The sequence below is a fragment of the Enterobacter sp. 200527-13 genome, assembly GCF_027924865.1.
Taxonomy (GTDB): domain Bacteria; phylum Pseudomonadota; class Gammaproteobacteria; order Enterobacterales; family Enterobacteriaceae; genus Enterobacter; species Enterobacter ludwigii.
The window spans coordinates 374691-391192 of sequence record NZ_BSCM01000002.1; the positions used below are offsets into that span (position 1 = coordinate 374691).

At 55.2% G+C, this 16502-nt stretch carries 15 protein-coding genes and 1 riboswitch; of the genes, 9 read left to right on the forward strand and 6 right to left on the reverse strand.

Annotated elements, in window-relative coordinates; translation table 11 throughout:
- The first annotated feature begins 106 nt into the window (after positions 1 to 106).
- The 4 genes from yegQ to yegS all read left to right on the forward strand — a co-directional run bounded on the left by yegQ (position 107) and on the right by yegS (position 4545).
- Entirely contained in the window at positions 107 to 1468 is a 1362-nt protein-coding gene (gene yegQ / locus QMG44_RS11020) for a tRNA 5-hydroxyuridine modification protein YegQ (protein ID WP_014170855.1), read from the forward strand.
- 417 nt (positions 1469 to 1885) lie between these two features.
- Positions 1886 to 2851, forward strand: a complete 966-nt coding sequence (locus QMG44_RS11025; protein ID WP_047742873.1) for a hypothetical protein — start codon at positions 1886 to 1888, stop codon at positions 2849 to 2851.
- Positions 2852 to 2858: 7 nt separating this feature from the next.
- Positions 2859 to 3464 (forward strand): hypothetical protein, encoded by a 606-nt coding sequence (locus tag QMG44_RS11030; protein ID WP_025203670.1) that lies wholly within the window; start codon positions 2859 to 2861, stop codon positions 3462 to 3464.
- 181 nt (positions 3465 to 3645) lie between these two features.
- Positions 3646 to 4545: a lipid kinase YegS gene (yegS, locus tag QMG44_RS11035; protein ID WP_014170856.1), complete on the forward strand. Its 900-nt coding sequence runs from the start codon at positions 3646 to 3648 to the stop codon at positions 4543 to 4545.
- 54 nt (positions 4546 to 4599) lie between these two features.
- Here yegS and fbaB read toward each other — a convergent pair whose 3' ends face one another.
- Positions 4600 to 5652: a class I fructose-bisphosphate aldolase gene (gene fbaB, locus QMG44_RS11040; protein ID WP_014170857.1), complete on the reverse strand. Its 1053-nt coding sequence runs from the start codon at positions 5650 to 5652 to the stop codon at positions 4600 to 4602.
- A gap of 251 nt (positions 5653 to 5903) precedes the next feature.
- Between fbaB and QMG44_RS11045 the strand changes: the two genes are divergently transcribed.
- From QMG44_RS11045 to QMG44_RS11055, 3 genes are read left to right on the forward strand one after another with little or no spacing between them, the layout of a single operon-like run.
- Positions 5904 to 7181 (forward strand): nucleoside permease, encoded by a 1278-nt coding sequence (locus QMG44_RS11045; RefSeq protein ID WP_086532301.1) that lies wholly within the window; start codon positions 5904 to 5906, stop codon positions 7179 to 7181.
- Positions 7178 to 8182 (forward strand): ADP-ribosylglycohydrolase family protein, encoded by a 1005-nt coding sequence (locus tag QMG44_RS11050; RefSeq protein ID WP_086532300.1) that lies wholly within the window; start codon positions 7178 to 7180, stop codon positions 8180 to 8182. The genes QMG44_RS11045 and QMG44_RS11050 overlap by 4 nt, the downstream gene beginning before the upstream one ends.
- The gene (locus tag QMG44_RS11055) at positions 8179 to 9132 is read left to right on the forward strand and encodes a PfkB family carbohydrate kinase (RefSeq protein WP_086532299.1); all 954 of its coding nucleotides are present in this window, start codon (positions 8179 to 8181) and stop codon (positions 9130 to 9132) included. Before QMG44_RS11050 ends, QMG44_RS11055 begins: the two co-directional genes overlap by 4 nt.
- On the opposite strand, the gene QMG44_RS11060 is transcribed toward QMG44_RS11055, so the two are convergent.
- Genes QMG44_RS11060 through thiM form a run of 3 tightly spaced genes read right to left on the reverse strand, consistent with a single transcriptional unit; the run spans position 9106 to position 11462 of the window.
- A complete protein-coding gene (locus tag QMG44_RS11060) occupies positions 9106 to 9852 on the reverse strand; it encodes a GntR family transcriptional regulator (protein WP_014170861.1) in 747 nt (248 codons plus the stop codon). The genes QMG44_RS11055 and QMG44_RS11060 overlap by 27 nt on opposite strands.
- A gap of 42 nt (positions 9853 to 9894) precedes the next feature.
- Positions 9895 to 10695, reverse strand: coding sequence for a bifunctional hydroxymethylpyrimidine kinase/phosphomethylpyrimidine kinase (gene thiD, locus QMG44_RS11065; RefSeq protein WP_086532298.1), 801 nt, complete (start codon positions 10693 to 10695; stop codon positions 9895 to 9897).
- Positions 10692 to 11462: a hydroxyethylthiazole kinase gene (gene thiM, locus QMG44_RS11070; RefSeq protein ID WP_086532297.1), complete on the reverse strand. Its 771-nt coding sequence runs from the start codon at positions 11460 to 11462 to the stop codon at positions 10692 to 10694. Before thiM ends, thiD begins: the two co-directional genes overlap by 4 nt.
- A 35-nt stretch (positions 11463 to 11497) precedes the next feature.
- Positions 11498 to 11595, reverse strand: a riboswitch (TPP riboswitch).
- A 493-nt stretch (positions 11596 to 12088) separates the two neighbouring features.
- Here thiM and QMG44_RS11075 point away from each other — a divergent pair.
- The gene (locus QMG44_RS11075) at positions 12089 to 13465 is read left to right on the forward strand and encodes a diaminobutyrate--2-oxoglutarate transaminase (RefSeq protein WP_014170865.1); all 1377 of its coding nucleotides are present in this window, start codon (positions 12089 to 12091) and stop codon (positions 13463 to 13465) included.
- Positions 13466 to 13483: 18 nt separating this feature from the next.
- A complete protein-coding gene (locus QMG44_RS11080) occupies positions 13484 to 14950 on the forward strand; it encodes an aspartate aminotransferase family protein (protein WP_025203662.1) in 1467 nt (488 codons plus the stop codon).
- 36 nt (positions 14951 to 14986) lie between these two features.
- On the opposite strand, the gene QMG44_RS11085 is transcribed toward QMG44_RS11080, so the two are convergent.
- Together QMG44_RS11085 and QMG44_RS11090 are read right to left on the reverse strand one after the other, a co-directional pair.
- Positions 14987 to 15502, reverse strand: a complete 516-nt coding sequence (locus tag QMG44_RS11085; RefSeq protein WP_032680611.1) for a protein disulfide oxidoreductase — start codon at positions 15500 to 15502, stop codon at positions 14987 to 14989.
- Positions 15503 to 15572: 70 nt separating this feature from the next.
- Positions 15573 to 16493 (reverse strand): LysR family transcriptional regulator, encoded by a 921-nt coding sequence (locus tag QMG44_RS11090; protein ID WP_165764061.1) that lies wholly within the window; start codon positions 16491 to 16493, stop codon positions 15573 to 15575.
- Positions 16494 to 16502: the final 9 nt, after the last annotated feature.

The following is a 16502-nucleotide window of genomic DNA, read 5'->3' on the forward strand; positions in this document are numbered from 1 at the left end:
TCCCTGTCCCTCAGCGCTACAATGCCCGCCCTTAAAGTGGGGGATCTCCCCTTACCGCTGCACCTGGTGCATGCGGATCTGACCTGTCATCAGAACGAGAACAAACATGTTTAAACCGGAACTCCTTTCCCCGGCGGGAACGCTGCAAAATATGCGTTACGCTTTCGCCTATGGTGCTGACGCCGTCTATGCTGGCCAGCCGCGCTACTCGCTGCGCGTGCGTAACAATGAATTCAACCACGAGAACCTGCAGCTCGGCATTAACGAAGCACATGCCCTGGGCAAAAAATTCTACGTGGTGGTCAACATTGCGCCGCATAACGCCAAGCTGAAAACGTTCATCCGCGATCTGAAGCCGGTGGTTGATATGGGACCGGACGCGCTGATCATGTCGGACCCGGGTTTAATTATGCTGGTTCGGGAGAACTTCCCGGAGATGGATATTCACCTCTCCGTTCAGGCCAACGCCGTTAACTGGGCAACGGTGAAATTCTGGAAACAGATGGGGCTGACCCGCGTCATTCTGTCTCGTGAACTTTCGCTGGAAGAGATTGAAGAGATCCGCACGCAGGTGCCGGATATGGAAATCGAAATCTTCGTTCACGGCGCGCTGTGTATGGCCTACTCCGGTCGCTGCCTGCTCTCGGGATATATCAACAAGCGTGACCCGAATCAGGGTACCTGCACCAACGCCTGCCGCTGGGAATATAACGTTCAGGAAGGCAAAGAAGACGACATTGGCAATATCGTCCACAAACATGAGCCGATCCCGGTGACCAACGTGGAGCCAACCTTAGGCATCGGCGCGCCAACTGACAGCGTGTTCATGATTGAAGAAGCCAAACGTCCGGGTGAGTACATGACCGCCTTTGAAGACGAGCATGGCACTTATATCATGAACTCCAAAGACCTGCGTGCGATTGCGCACGTTGAGCGTCTGACGCAGATGGGCGTGCATTCCCTGAAAATTGAAGGCCGTACCAAGTCCTACTACTACTGCGCGCGTACTGCTCAGGTGTACCGTAAAGCCATCGACGATGCCGCTGCCGGTAAACCGTTCGATACCAGCCTGCTGGAAACCCTGGAAGGCCTGGCGCATCGCGGTTATACCGAAGGCTTCCTGCGTCGTCACACCCATGACGATTACCAGAACTACGAACACGGCTATTCCGTTTCCGAGCGCCAGCAGTTTGTCGGTGATTTTACCGGTGAGCGCAAAGGTGCGCTGGCCGCCGTGGCGGTGAAGAACAAATTCACCAAAGGCGACAGCCTGGAGTTGATGACCCCGCAGGGCAACATGAACTTCACCCTGGAACATCTGGAAAACGGTAAAGGCGAAGCAATTGACGTGGCGCCAGGCAACGGCCATACCGTCTGGCTGCCGGTACCCGAAGAAGTGGAGCTGGAGTTTGCGCTGCTGATGCGTAATTTCAACGGTGAAAGTACCCGTAACCCGCACAGTAAATAGTCAAGCAGGGAAATTTTTTCGCGCTGGGATAATTCTTAGAATCGGATCACATACCGCTTCGTTCAATACGGGTATTATCCCCCCGCTGAAAAACATAACCCATAAATGCTAGCTGTACCAGGAACCACCTCCTTAGCCTGCGTAATCTCCCTTACGCGGGCTTATTTTTTTGTACAATTCAGTCCACTTATTAAGAATGCAATGGCATAGACCCACCATATGAAGGGTGTGTATTCGCAATAACGTATGCCGGAATACCGTTCATGAAAATCGGACGGACCTATGATATTCATCACAACTATTATTGGATCTGGTAGGCGGGAGTGTTATTCAGAGCATTCCTAATTCCCGACCATAGCATGCCCTTTACTCTTGATTTCTTAGCACAATACGTTTTCACATGGACGGAGAGACGACATGACATTCCCCGGTCAGTTTTCAAAGGACATTCCGAATTACGAACTCGCACGCAGTCTGGGCCTTGCCTCCGGCGGCGATATTAATTTCAACGATTTTGCCAGTCACCTGGACTGTAGCCGAAACTTTAGCCAGGTTGGGATCATCTACTCAGACGGTGCGCGTCAGTGGTTAGTAAGGCCCTCAAGGCGGATTGCGACACCAAACGAAAGCTCGGTAAGTCATGTAGTCATCACGAAAGTAAATGCTTCCTCAAGTAGTGCCATCCAGGCAACGACGACTACGATTCAGTCACCTTCATTAGCGACTGAAATCGGTTCTACGGCAATTTCTTGCGGAGCCGCCATTCTCACTGTCGTACTTGCTGCTGGCGCAGGTATGGCCATTCCTCTCACCGCAGGCTCTTCCGGTGCTGTTGCTGCCGTGATTGTCGCCGGTGGTGTGGCAACAGGAATTCAGTGTGCGAACGGGCTTGGCCGCTTGTCACTTATTGCCATGAATCATAATGACTATGTAGCGTGGATGGATTCCCAGGAATGGTATACTGCAACCAATACCGCTCTGGATGCGATTTCACTTGCTGGGGCCGCTGCGGGTCTAAAAAGCGCGGTATTGACCTACCGCCTTCTTAATCGCTCGACGTCTGAAAGTTTACTCTCTTTATTACAAAAAATGAGCCGAGCGGACCGCACGAGGTTAACGGAGGAAATTATTCGCATCCGAAATCCCGGCATCTCGAATTCAGGTGTTAAAGCAGCAATGAAAGCTGGGGTTTACCCTAAACGTTACCCATCGGAAGCGCTGCAGTTGCTCTTACAGCGTGAGCTGTTGAATGCCATTTCCAACTCCTCAGCTTTTGTTGGAAGTGCGGTCTCGGGTACAATCAGGAATCCTCAGAATATTACACAATCTGGAAAATACGTTTTTGGTTTGATCCAGTCTTTTTCATTTACAGGAAGTTATTGACCTGAGCATGATAAAATACATCAAGAAGAGCCTGGCATTAAGTACTGTGATCACAAGTCAAATGGCGACTGACGATCTCCAACGGCTTGAGTCTTTAAAAGATGGCTTAAAAGATCAGTTTGGCGTTCCTGTAGGTGTACATATGACAGGCATTCCCTTGGCTATCAGTATGTTACTCGCCATTTTTTGCTACGCTATGCTACAAGTTTCTGTCTGGATATTACTATTTCGCCTGCTCGGCTTACCCGAATTTAAAGTCATGATGGGTGTATTTCTTGCAGCAGTGGCGTATTGCATGATTGCGATGAGTACTATGTTTCTGACTGCTCGGGGGTCCTTGGCTGGATTTAAAGCGCATATTTCCGTTATCACGCTGACTGGACTGATGAGCATCGTTTATTTTATCTGGACGTGGAGTTCACTTTTATTCGGCTCTGTTGAGAATTACACCCCGCAAATAACCTCTTTTTTAGGGTTGGGATTTTTCTGCATGAATGTCGTGTGGATGAATACATCACTCTTTTACCGTTCAATCGCCCTAACGCTACATAATCGGATTTGGCGTAAACAGCTGAAAATAGAGACAAGGCAAATGTCGCGGCTCAAACGTTGAGGGCAATAGCCCATTGATTGACAGACGTAAAAAGTGTAAACGACACCGGGCACAGATTACGTTATACGGGGGAAAAATCTCCTTTACACAGGCTTATTTTTTTCCCTTTCATCCTGTTCTTACCCGCTTTTTTCCTCCCTGCTATACACTCTTACTAACGCTAAAAAAGGGAGCAGCGCGGATGGCAATCTATCCAGACAGTTTATTGATTCTCAATGGCAAAAGTGCGGGCAACGATTTGTTGCGCCAGGCAGTGACGGATTTGCGTGAAGACGGTGCGCGTATACACGTGCGAGTGACGTGGGAAAAAGGTGATGCGGCACGCTATATCGACGAAGGCCTGAAGCTCGGGGTCGAAACCATTATTTCTGGCGGGGGCGATGGCACCATTAATGAAATTGCCGGCGCCCTGATAGATCTTCCCGCAACCGACCGCCCGGTGATGGGCATTTTGCCGCTCGGTACGGCCAACGATTTCGCCACCAGCGCCGGGATCCCGGAAGAACTGGGAAAAGCCCTGCAGCTGGCTATCCTCGGCAAAGCCACCGCCGTGGATATTGCTCAGGTGAATGAAAAAACCTGTTTTATTAATATGGCGACCGGTGGATTCGGGACGCGCATTACCAGCGAAACCCCTGAAAAGCTGAAGGCAGCGCTGGGCGGCGTCTCGTATCTGATCCATGGCCTGATGCGCATGGATACCCTAAAGCCGGACCGCTGTGAGATTCACGGCGAGAACTTTCAGTGGCAGGGTGATGCGCTGGTGATTGGTATCGGCAATGGCCGTCAGGCCGGTGGCGGACAGCAGTTATGCCCGGAGGCGCTGATCAATGATGGTCAGTTACAGCTGCGTATTTTCACGGGTGATGGCCTGCTGCCTGCGCTGTTTACCACCCTGACCCAGCCAGAAGAGAGCCCGAATATTATTGCCGGTAAATCCGCGTGGTTTGAAGTGAATGCCCCACACGGCATGACGTTTAATCTTGACGGAGAGCCGCTGAGCGGAAAGCAGTTCCGCATTGAGGTGTTACCGGGCGCGCTACAGTGCCGGCTGCCACCGGACTGCCAGCTTCTGCGTTGACAGTGTGGCCGGGCGGCGGTAATGCCTGACCCGGCCAGCGTTTTACAAAAAGTCTTAAGCGATAGTCACTTTGCTGTCCAGGTACACATCCTGCACGGCATTGATCAGCTTCACGCCGTCAGCCATCGATTTTTTAAACGCCTTACGGCCCAGGATCAGCCCCATACCGCCCGCGCGCTTATTGATAACCGCCGTGCGCACCGCGTCGGAGAGATCGGTGTCACCCCCCGCCGCACCACCGGAGTTAATTAACCCGGCACGTCCCATATAGCAGTTCGCCAGCTGATAACGCACCAGGTCGATAGGGTTTTCGCTGGTCAGTTTGCTGTAGACCCGGTCATCGGTGTAACCGAAGTTTACCGCTTTATAACCGCCGTTATTTTCCGCCATCTTCTGCTTCACGATATCCGCGCCAATGGTTGCCGCCAGATGGTTCGCCTGGCCGGTCAGGTCGGCAGAAACGTGGTAGTCCACTCCGTCTTTCTTGAATGCGGAGTTACGCAGATACGCCCACAGAACGGTGACCATACCCAGCTCATGCGCGCGTTCGAAGGCAGCAGAAATTTCTTCAATCTGGCGACGTGACTGCTCAGAACCAAAGTAGATCGTCGCCCCGACCGCGACCGCGCCCATATTGAACGCCTGCTCTACGCTGGCATAAAGCGTCTGATCGTATTCGGTCGGGTAACTCAGGGTTTCGTTGTGATTCAGTTTGACGAGGAATGGAATGCGGTGGGCATAGCGACGCGATACGGAGGCCAGTACGCCATAGGTGGACGCCACGCAGTTACAGCCCGCTTCTATCGCCAGTTCGACGATGTTCTTCGGATCGAAATACAGCGGGTTCGCCGCAAAGGAGGCGCCCGCGGAGTGCTCAACGCCCTGGTCAACCGGCAGAATAGAAAGATACCCGGTTCCCCCCAGTCGGCCGGTATTATAGAGGGTCTGCATATTTCGCAGTACCGCAGGCGGACGGTTGTTATCAACCATCACGCGGTCGACGTAATCGTGGCCAGGCAGATAAAGCTGGTCGGCTGGAATGGTCATACAACGATGCTGTAAAAGGCTGTCGGCGTCTTTGCCAAGCAACTGCGCAATATCAGTCATGTGATGCTCCCGTAAGCCCGACGTGATGTCGGTGAGTGTTTATCCAGACCCATAGCGTTATGGGCAGACTAAGCCTGGTACCGACTTAACAGATTTTCCACCATTTGCATTTTTTTTCAGCACAATCTGCTGGCTCGATTCGTGTACAACAAAACTGTTACATTGATCAAACAATCACCGCAAAGGTATTTAAAAGGTATTATTAAGTGGTATGTTAAAGGCGTACCCTCTCTGACATGCAGGATTAAACAATGAAAACGAAAGTCCAACTGTCATTCATGATGTTTGTTGAATGGTTTATCTGGGGCGCGTGGTTTGTACCGCTGTGGCTGTGGCTGAGCAAAAGCGGTTTTACCGCCGGGGAAATTGGCTGGTCTTATGCCTGTACCGCGATTGCCGCGATCCTCTCCCCCATTCTGGTGGGTTCACTGACCGACCGCTTTTTCGCTGCGCAGAAAGTACTGGCCGTACTGATGTTCGCCGGTGCCATTGTGATGTACTTCGCCGCACAGCAAACCCAGTTCAGCACCTTTTTCCCGCTGCTGCTGGTTTACTCCCTGACCTATATGCCGACCATTGCGCTGACCAACAGTATTGCCTTCGCCAATGTGGATGATGTGGAGGCTGATTTCCCGCGTATCCGCGTGATGGGCACCCTCGGCTGGATCGCCTCGGGACTGGCGTGCGGTTTCCTGCCGCAGATGATGGGCTATAACGACATTTCCGATACCAATATTCCGCTGCTGATGACGGCGGGGAGCTCCGCCCTGCTCGGTGTCTTTGCGCTGTTCCTGCCGAACACCCCGCCGAAGAGTACCGGCAAGATGGATTTCAAAGTCATGCTCGGGCTGGATGCGCTGATCCTGCTGCGCGATAAAAACTTCCTGGTGTTCTTCTTCTGCTCATTTCTGTTCGCAATGCCGCTGGCCTTTTATTACATCTTTGCCAACGGCTATCTCACCGAAGTGGGGATGAAAAACGCCACCGGCTGGATGACGCTCGGCCAGTTCTCCGAAATTTTCTTTATGCTGGCGCTGCCGTTCTTCACCAAACGCTTTGGTATTAAGAAGGTCTTGCTGCTGGGCCTGCTCACCGCCGCCATCCGCTATGGCTTCTTTGTTTACGGTGGTGCCGACCAGTACTTCACCTATGCCCTGCTGTTCCTCGGCATTCTGCTGCATGGCGTGAGCTACGACTTCTACTATGTGACCGCGTATATCTACGTGGATAAAAAAGCGCCGGTGCATATGCGCACCGCCGCACAAGGCCTGATTACGCTGTGCTGTCAGGGGTTTGGTAGCCTGTTAGGTTACCGCCTGGGCGGCGTGATGATGGAAAAAATGTTCGCATACAAAGAGCCGGTGAATGGGTTGACCTTCAACTGGGCCGGAATGTGGGCATTCGGAGGGATCATGATTGTCGTGATCGCCGTGCTGTTTATGCTGTTTTTCCGCGAATCGGACAAAGAGATCACCGCAATTGAGGTGGTTGAAGGCGATACCGCGCTGACACGAGGGGAAGTTAAATGAAACAAGAACGTATTCTCGGTGCCCTTTACGGGCAAGCGTTAGGGGATGCGATGGGCATGCCGTCGGAGCTTTGGCCGAGAAAGCGCGTCAAAGCGCACTTCGGCTGGATCGACCGTTTTTTACCCGGACCGGCTGAAAATAACGCCGCCTGCTATTTTAAGCAGGCAGAATTCACCGACGATACGTCAATGGCGTTATGCCTGGCGGATGCGATTATCGAATGCGACGGGCAGATCAACGCGGATGTTATCGGCAAACATATTCTGCACTGGGCGGAATCGTTCGATGCGTTTAACAAGAATGTGTTAGGTCCGACATCGAAGATTGCGCTTAACGCCATTCGTGACGGCAAGCCGGTCAGTGAACTGGAAAACAACGGCGTCACCAACGGTGCGGCGATGCGCGCCTCTCCGCTGGGCTGCCTGCTGCCGGCCACGCGTCTGGAGCACTTTGTCGCAGAGGTGGCGCTGGCCTCCAGCCCGACCCATAAATCCGACCTCGCAATTGCCGGCGCGGTGGTGATAGCCTGGGCAGTGTCGCGTGCCATTGACGGTGAACGCTGGCAGAACATCGTCGATGCCCTGCCAGGCATTGCACGCTACGCACAGGAAGCGAAAACAACCACCTTCAGCGCATCGCTGGCGGCACGGATTGAGCTCGCCCTTAAGACCGTGCGTGAAGCCAACGGCATCGATTCCGCCAGCGAGCAGGTTTACCAGCTTATTGGCGCGGGCACCAGCACGCTTGAGTCGGTTCCAGCGGCGATTGCAATGGTCGAACTGGCAGGCACCGACCCGAACCGCTGCGCCATTTTGTGCGCCAACCTCGGCGGTGATACGGACACCATCGGCGCGATGGCGACGGCAATCTGCGGTGCGCTTCACGGCGTACAGGCGATTGACCCGGCGTACAAGGAGGAACTCGACGCCGTAAACCGCCTCGACTTTAACCACTACTGTGAAAAACTGCTGCACTTCCGGGAGCAAAGGGAGGGCGTATGAGTGCTTTTGCTGCACGCCTTGAAACACTGCACGCCACTCGCCCGGTCACGGTGTTGGGTGCCGCGGTCATCGACGTGATCGCCGACGCCTATGCCCTGCCCTGGCGCGGGTGTGATATCGAACTTAAACAACAGGGTGTCAATATCGGCGGCTGTGCGCTGAATATTGCTATTGCGCTGAAACGGCTCGGGATCGCCGCGCAAAACGCGCTCCCCGTCGGTCACGGAGTGTGGGCAGACATCATCCGTAACGCCATGGCCAAACAGGATCTGCACAGCGTCGTCGACGTAGAAACGGGCGACAACGGCTGGTGTCTGGCGCTGGTCGAACCGGACGGTGAGCGGACCTTTATGTCGTTTAGCGGCGTGGAGAACCAGTGGCAACAGCGCTGGCTGGATGCGCTGCACGTGCCGCCTGAAAGCCTGGTCTACCTCTCAGGCTATCAGCTGGCGTCACCGTGCGGAGAGCGTCTGACGGCCTGGCTGGAGGGACTGGAAAACGTTACCGCGTTTATCGACTTTGGGCCGCGTATTGCCGATATTCCCGATGCGCTGATGGCGCGGATCATGGCCTGTAGGCCGATGGTATCGCTTAATCGCCAGGAAGCGGAGATGGCAGCGGGACGATTTGGCATGGAAGCTGAAACACTCGGTCCGCAGTGGCTACAGCGTTTTGGTTCGGCGCTGATTATTCGCCACGATAAAGACGGTGCCGCCTGGTTTGAGGGTGATAAATCGGGCTACGTTCCGGCGTTTCCCGCAACCGTCGTCGACACGATCGGTGCGGGCGACAGCCACGCCGGTGGCACGCTTGCCGGGCTGGCTGCAGGATGGTCGCTGGCTGATGCCGTTACGCTTGGCAATGCAGTGGCGGCCTGGGTCGTTAGCCACCGCGGCGGCGACTGCGCGCCAGGGCGCGAGGCGTTACTCCTCGCACACAAAGACGTATAAATCGCTACGGCAGTAGCTGATGCTGAACTCAATGGGCCGGTTCTGCTGATCAAGTGCAACCTGCTTGATCACCAGCACCGGGATTTTGTCATCCATGCGGATATGCGTCTGAAACTCGCTGTCCGGCATGCGGGCACTGACGCGTGAACGGGTACGCTGCGGGAAGATATTCTGGCTACGGAAGTAGTCATACAGGGAAATCCCAATTGCATCCGGATCGTGAATCAACCCTACCGGCACCCAGGACTCCTCAATCGATACGGCGTCATCATCCACATAGCGGATGCGCTTAAGCAAAAAGACCTCGCTCTCCGGCGGCACTGACAGCTGGCTGGCCACCTCTTCCGGGCATTTCACCACCCGTTTATTCACCCACAGCGTGTTGGGCTTTTTGCCGCGCAGCACCACCTGCTGAGAAAAACCGCGCGCTTCCTTGAGCGAGTATTCAAAGATGTTATTGATTTGCGTCCCATAGCCCCGGGCGCGCGTCACTACGCCCTCGGCTTCCAGAGCCTGCATCGCTTTGCGCACGGTAATGCGCGACACGCCGGTTAACTGACTGAGATCGCGCTCGCCGGGCAGTATATTCCCATGCTCCAGCACCCCGTTGCGTACCGCGTTTTTTACCGTTTCGGCAAATTTCAGATACAGCGGCGTGTTGTCCGGGGCGGCAATGCGTTCATTCAGTTGGTCGATTAACCGGGTATGCGCTTGTTCCATCTCTGTTTTTCTCAGGCCTGGTGTGTGTTGCCAGTATACGGCTTACCACCAGGCATGAAAATGGTGTACCGGACCAATACCGTGACCAACCTCGAGAGTATCGGCTTTTGCCAGCGCTTCGGAGATCCAGATTTTAGCGTCGCGGACCGTATCCCCCCAGTTGTCACGACGGGGGCGCAAAGCCGCCAGCGCAGCAGAGAGCGTGCAGCCGGTCCCGTGGGTGTTTTTGGTCTGTACCCGCGGGGCCGTGAAACGCAGCGCACCGTCGTGGGTAAACAACCAGTCAGGGCTTTCTTCATCATCAAGATGACCACCTTTCATCAGCACGGCGCCGCAGCCCATCGCCAGGAGCGCATTCCCCTGCTCTTTCATTTCGCGCTCATTCTGCGCGTGCGGCGCATCCAGCAGCGCAGCAGCTTCAGGCAGATTAGGCGTGATAAGCGCCACCTGCGGCAGCAGCTTATTTCGCAGCGTCTCGACGGCGGAGGCGGACAGCAGCGGGTCACCGCTTTTTGCCAGCATCACGGTATCCAGCACCACATTTTGCACCTGGTAACGTTTAAGCCGTTCTGCCACCGCTTCAACAATGTCGGTCTCGGCCAGCATCCCAATCTTGGTGGTGTCGATTCGCACATCGCTGAAAACCGAATCCAGCTGTGCGGCGACAAAGTCCGGCTCAATGCGGTAAACCGACTGCACGCCACGCGTATTTTGCGCCACCAGCGCGGTAATCACCGAGCAGCCGTACGCCCCGAGTGCGGAGAAAGTTTTCAAATCAGCCTGAATGCCCGCGCCGCCGCTTGGGTCGGTACCGGCAATGGTAAGGGCGTTAATCCGATTCATGCCCGTTCCTCCAGAGTGTAGAGCGCGTCGAGGAACGCGCTGGCAAAACTGCCGGGACCACCGGACCGGGCGATGGCTGCCGATCCGGCACGTTTCATCCATCCGCAGGCGGCGGCGATGTTATCCAGCCGGTCACCGGGAAGCGAGCAGCTCGCCGCCACGACTGCCGAGAGCGCGCATCCCGTTCCCACCACGCGGGTCATCATCGGGTCACCGCCCACGACCGTGCGGGTGCGCTGCCCGTCGGTGACGTAATCCCGTTCACCGGTGACCACCACAATGGCATTCGTCTGGCGAGCCAGCGCCTGCGCGGCAGGCAGCGCAGTTGCCGCCGTGTCGGTGGTATCGACGCCGCGCCCGCCCGCACTCATCCCGGCAAGGGCGAGAATTTCCGAGGCATTGCCGCGAATGGCCGCCGGTTTCAGGGCGAGAATTTGGTGGCAAAAACGGGTGCGGAACGTGAGCGCCCCTACGGCAACCGGGTCAAGCGTCCAGGGTTTCCCTGCTGCCACTGCACGCTCAATCGCCCGGCGCATCGACTGGGCGCGCGGCGCCGTCAGCGTCCCGACGTTTATCAGCAGGGCATCTGCGAGCGCGGCAAACTGCTCGGCCTCTTCGGCTTCAATCACCATAGCCGGAGAAGCGCCAAGCGCCAGTAACACATTGGCCGTAAAGGTCTGTACCACATCGTTGGTCATACAGTGGGTAAGCGGGGAACGGGTTCGAAACTGATGTAAAACGTGTAAATCGAGCAGGTCAGGCTGCATGGTATCGCTCCTGCCGTGCGTGAAGAAGCGATGACCGGGAAGGCATCTGACTTCCCTACGCTGGCATTATCCAGATCAGGTAATACGGGTATTTCTCAGCCTTCATTTAAGAAGGGCACCCCGAGTCATTGGTAAGAATTCACTTACATTTGGCAGATTAGGGGAAGAGTACCAGTGATGCAAGACCTGTTGATTTCTCGCTTTCATGATTTTGTTATACCAATCAGATGTAATGAGAAGCCTGTAACCGCTATGTCCGGGAATAAAAACAACCTGTCGTGACCCCGGTATTTTGCAGGTAATGTCGAGATAATACGCTTAAAGGGGCTAACTGCCCCCCTTAACGTCCCTCAATGGCACGATTTGTCACACACTTTTCTCTCTTTTTACAGTCCTGACAAAATACGCGTAACCGGCTGTTTTTGTTTGGCATAAAGCGCAATTTTTATTCTTAAAATGAGGATATTCCCTCTCCCGTACCGCATGTCATAAAACAGTAAACAAATTAACCATTGAGCCTCGTGACAAAAGGCTCTATATTGGCGGCGTTTTTTTCAGGCCCCCATCTGTTTTTTAACTTTTTATTCAATCGTTGCTCATAACGAAGCGGCGGTTGTAGGAGTGATATGATGACGGATAAAGTCCGTATTGACACCGTAGATGCCCACAAAAGCAACGAAACCTATCTGGCCCGTCAGGCCGAGTTTGAATCTAACGTCAGGAGTTATCCGCGCAAACTGCCTTTAGCAATCACTAAAGCAGAAGGCGTGTGGATCACCGATGCAGACAATAAAGAATACCTTGACTGTTTAGCAGGCGCAGGCACCCTTGCGCTTGGACATAACCATCCTGATGTGCTGAAAAGCATCCAAAATGTCATTACCAGCGGCTTGCCGTTACATACTCTGGATCTGACTACGCCTCTGAAAGACGCGTTCTCAGAATATCTGCTCTCTCTGCTGCCTGGTCAGGGCAAAGAGTACTGCCTGCAGTTCACCGGTCCATCCGGTGCTGATGCCGTTGAAGCGGCGCTGAAACTGGCGAAAAAAGTGACCGGTCGTAGCGGTATCATCAGCTTCTCTGGTGGTTACCACGGTATGACTCACGGCGCACTGGCCGTTACCGGCAACCTGTCTCCGAAAGAAGCGGTTAACGGTATGATGCCAGAAGTGCAGTTTATGCCTTACCCACACCAGTACCGTTGCCCACTGGGTATCGGCGGTGAGGCGGGTGTGAAAGCGCTGACCTACTATTTCGAAAACCTGATCAACGACGTTGAAAGCGGCGTGCGTAAACCTGCGGCAGTGATCCTTGAAGCCGTTCAGGGTGAAGGCGGCGTTAACCCGGCTCCGGTTGAGTGGCTGCAGCGCATCCGTAAAGTGACTCAGGAACACGGCATTCTGCTGATCCTCGACGAAGTTCAGGCTGGCTTTGCCCGTACCGGTAAATTCTTCGCCTTCGAACACGCGGGCATTGAGCCAGACATCATCGTGATGTCTAAAGCGGTTGGCGGCGGTCTGCCACTGGCGGTACTCGGCATCAAAAAACAGTTCGACGCGTGGGCACCAGGCCACCACACCGGTACCTTCCGCGGCAACCAGCTGGCAATGGCAACCGGTCTGACAACGCTGAAAATCCTGAAAGACCAGAACATCGCGGGCAAAGTGGCCGCACAGGGCGAATGGCTGAAAGGCCAGCTGAACGAGATGGCGAAACGCTATCCGGTTATCGGTCACGTTCGCGGCCTGGGCATGATGATCGGGATTGAGATCGTTAAGCCACACGAAGCGGCAGACCACATGGGTTGCTACCCGGGTGATGGCGAGCTGTCTGCACTGATTCAGAAGAAGTGCTTCGAAGCCGGCCTGATTCTGGAGCGCGGTGGTCGCAACGGTATTGTTCTGCGTCTGCTGCCTTCCCTGCTGATCAGCGATGATGAGCTGAAAGTCTTCCTGGATAAATTCGAGCAGGCACTGCTTGCTGCGGGCGTTCGCCCGGCGTAACCGGAGTTGTTGAACACGATGTCAGATTCAAACCCAATTTTGTTCTCCTCTGCACAGAGCATTGAAGCTTACCAGCAGGCGATTGAACAAAGCACTCAGGCTGTGATGCAGTGGCTGAAACAGCCTGAGATGTATCAGGGCAAAACGGTCGCGGAACTGCGCGACCGTATTAAGCTGGATTTCAACCCGAAAGGGCTGGGCAACGAAGCGGCGATTGAACGCGCCGTGGAGTTCTTCCTGAAAGACAGCCTGTCCGTTCATCACCCGCAGTGTGTGGCGCACCTGCACTGCCCAAGCCTGGTGGTTAGCCAGGCGGCGGAAGTGCTGATTAACGCCACTAACCAGAGCATGGACTCCTGGGATCAAAGCCCGTCCGCAACCATCATTGAGATCAAGCTGATCGAATGGCTGCGTACCCGCGTGGGTTATCAGGCTGGCGACGCCGGTGTGTTCACCAGCGGCGGCACGCAGAGCAACCTGATGGGTCTGATGCTGGCCCGTGATGCGTTCTTCGCGCGTCAGGGTCATTCCGTTCAGCAGGACGGCCTGGTTGGGGATCTGCGTAAAATCCGCGTGCTGTGCTCTGAAAACGCACACTTCTCCGTGCAGAAGAACATGGCGCTGATGGGTCTGGGCTACCAGTCCGTCGTGCAGGTGAAAACGGATGAATTCTCGCGCATGGATCTCAACGATCTGGCAGCGAAAATTGAGCAGTGCAATGCTAACGGCGAGCAGATCCTGGCGATTGTTGCCACTGCCGGTACTACCGATGCAGGTGCAATCGATCCGCTGCGTGCCATTGCTGAACTGGCGGCGAAACAGAATATCTGGGTACACGTTGATGCGGCCTGGGGCGGCGCGCTGCTGATGTCCGAGCAGTATCGTCACTACCTGGACGGTATCGAGCTGGTGGATTCCGTTACTCTGGACTTCCACAAGCAGTTCTTCCAGACCATCAGTTGCGGTGCGTTCCTGCTCAAAGAAGCGCGCCACTATGAGCTGATGCGCTATCAGGCGGCCTATCTGAACTCTGAGTTCGATGAAGAAGCTGGCGTGCCTAACCTGGTGTCCAAATCTCTGCAGACGACCCGTCGTTTCGACGCGCTGAAGCTGTGGATGAGCCTGGAAGCGCTGGGTCAGGAACAATACGCGGCGATCATCGATCACGGTGTTACGCTGGCACAGCAGGTTGCGGCTTACGTGAAAGAGCAGCCTGCTCTGGAACTGGTTATGCAGCCGCAGCTGGCAAGCGTACTGTTCCGCTTCCGTGGACAGGTACAGATGGACGACGCGGGTATCGCCCTGCTGAACCAGAAAATTGGTGATGCGCTGCTGGAATCCGGCCGTGCTAACGTCGGCGTGACCGAGCATAACGGCGTCACCTGCCTGAAGCTGACTCTGCTGAACCCAACCGTGACCCTGGAGGACATTAAAGTCCTGCTGTCGCTGGTTGAGCGTACCGCACAGGAAGTTCTGGCGAAGTAATATCCAGCCCCTCTTCCGCCGGAAGAGGGGCTCTCTTTACAGCCCTGCCCACCACAGTCTGAGCTTCATTCCCCAGTAACTTGTCCACCCCGTAGTAGTACTGACCACTTTCCCCTTCGACACGATCACCAGCGTCGGTGTTACGCTCACCTGCCACGCCTGTGACAGCGCACCGTTGGCATCGTTGACCACCGGCATGACCAGCTGTTTCTTATCGACCCAGCGCGCCAGCTTTGCATCGTCGCCGGAACGCATGGCGATACTCACGACGTTGCCACCCTGTTCTGCCAGCGTATTGACCGAGGGCGTCGTAAACCGGCAGATGCTGCACCAGGTTGCCCATACGTATATCAGCAGCGGGCGTTCCTGGCTGAGTGCCGTTATATCGTGGATCTTTCCGTCGATGCTGTGCATCGGTGCAGCGCTAAAGCTGGCGGGGAGTGTGGGCTTGCGGTATTGATCCACGCCCCACATGACGGCCAGCGCGAGCAGAAAGAAGATGATTCCTTCCCGCGCCCAGCGGCGCAGTCGACTGAATTTGCGGTTTTCCATTGTGACCTCTTGATGAATCGACGGTCATCTTAGCGAGCAATGCGCCATCACGCTGTAAAGAAGTGTCGGGTCATTTCGTTCGCAACGTGTCGGCCATCAGCGTAAAGCAGGATTCGATAAGCGGAGGAAGCGGCTGCGGGGCGCGCATTAACGCCACCGTGCGGGCCAGGGCCGGTTGTTGAAGATGTACCACCCTGAGCTGCGGGTCCTGGAGGTGCGTGGTATAGAGCTGCGGTAAAATCGCCACGGCGAGTTTCGAGCGCACCAGACCATACAAAGTTTCGATGTAGTCCACCTGATAGCGTGTCGGCAATGACAAACGGTGGCTTTCCGCGAGCGCCGCAACCAGACGCTGAATATTACCTTTTGAGAACACGGCGATATCCCGCCCTGCCAGTTGCTTCCAGGGCAGGTGCGCCGACGCGGCCAGCGGATCGTCGCTGTGAATGACCGCGACAAACGGGTCATCCTGTAAGGGAAACACGTTCAGCTGGTCGGGAACAGAGTTATCGAGCGCACCAATGCCGAAATCAATCTGCCCTTTCAGCAGCTGGACCACCAGCGCATCGTTGGTTTGATCGTGAAATTCCACCCTGAGGCGGGGAAAAGCCTGCGCGAGCGTCCGGGGCAACAAGGGGAACAGCAGCGAACTCACGGAAGGGATCAGCCCGATACGCACCGTACCTTCTCCGCCCACCTGAACAATGTGCTGCATGTCGTCAAACGCAAGCTGCGCCACGCTGAGCACCCGCTGCGCGTGCGGCAGGATGGCATTGCCAAGCTCCGTCAACGTCACGGCCGAAGCGGTCCGGTTAACCAGTTTGCCCCCAAGCACCGTCTCGATTTGCCGCAACGCACTGCTGAGGGCCGGCTGGCTGATAGCCAGTTTGCTGGCGGTATCAGTAAAATGACGCAGCTGCGCCAGAGTGACAAAATACTGTAGCTGTCGAAGAGAGAGCGCGGGCAAGCGCTGCCAGGGTTCCGTCATGATTATCCATTA

Excerpts from the sequence above, each read along its gene's own strand:
- yegQ (WP_014170855.1), top strand. The coding sequence starts at position 107 with ATGTTTAAACCGGAACTCCTTTCCCCGGCGGGAACGCTGCAAAATATG.
- QMG44_RS11025 (WP_047742873.1), top strand. The coding sequence starts at position 1,886 with ATGACATTCCCCGGTCAGTTTTCAAAGGACATTCCGAATTACGAACTC.
- QMG44_RS11030 (WP_025203670.1), top strand. The coding sequence starts at position 2,859 with ATGATAAAATACATCAAGAAGAGCCTGGCATTAAGTACTGTGATCACA.
- yegS (WP_014170856.1), top strand. The coding sequence starts at position 3,646 with ATGGCAATCTATCCAGACAGTTTATTGATTCTCAATGGCAAAAGTGCG.
- fbaB (WP_014170857.1), bottom strand. The coding sequence starts at position 5,652 with ATGACTGATATTGCGCAGTTGCTTGGCAAAGACGCCGACAGCCTTTTA.
- QMG44_RS11045 (WP_086532301.1), top strand. The coding sequence starts at position 5,904 with ATGAAAACGAAAGTCCAACTGTCATTCATGATGTTTGTTGAATGGTTT.
- QMG44_RS11050 (WP_086532300.1), top strand. The coding sequence starts at position 7,178 with ATGAAACAAGAACGTATTCTCGGTGCCCTTTACGGGCAAGCGTTAGGG.
- QMG44_RS11055 (WP_086532299.1), top strand. The coding sequence starts at position 8,179 with ATGAGTGCTTTTGCTGCACGCCTTGAAACACTGCACGCCACTCGCCCG.
- QMG44_RS11060 (WP_014170861.1), bottom strand. The coding sequence starts at position 9,852 with ATGGAACAAGCGCATACCCGGTTAATCGACCAACTGAATGAACGCATT.
- thiD (WP_086532298.1), bottom strand. The coding sequence starts at position 10,695 with ATGAATCGGATTAACGCCCTTACCATTGCCGGTACCGACCCAAGCGGC.
- thiM (WP_086532297.1), bottom strand. The coding sequence starts at position 11,462 with ATGCAGCCTGACCTGCTCGATTTACACGTTTTACATCAGTTTCGAACC.
- QMG44_RS11075 (WP_014170865.1), top strand. The coding sequence starts at position 12,089 with ATGATGACGGATAAAGTCCGTATTGACACCGTAGATGCCCACAAAAGC.
- QMG44_RS11080 (WP_025203662.1), top strand. The coding sequence starts at position 13,484 with ATGTCAGATTCAAACCCAATTTTGTTCTCCTCTGCACAGAGCATTGAA.
- QMG44_RS11085 (WP_032680611.1), bottom strand. The coding sequence starts at position 15,502 with ATGGAAAACCGCAAATTCAGTCGACTGCGCCGCTGGGCGCGGGAAGGA.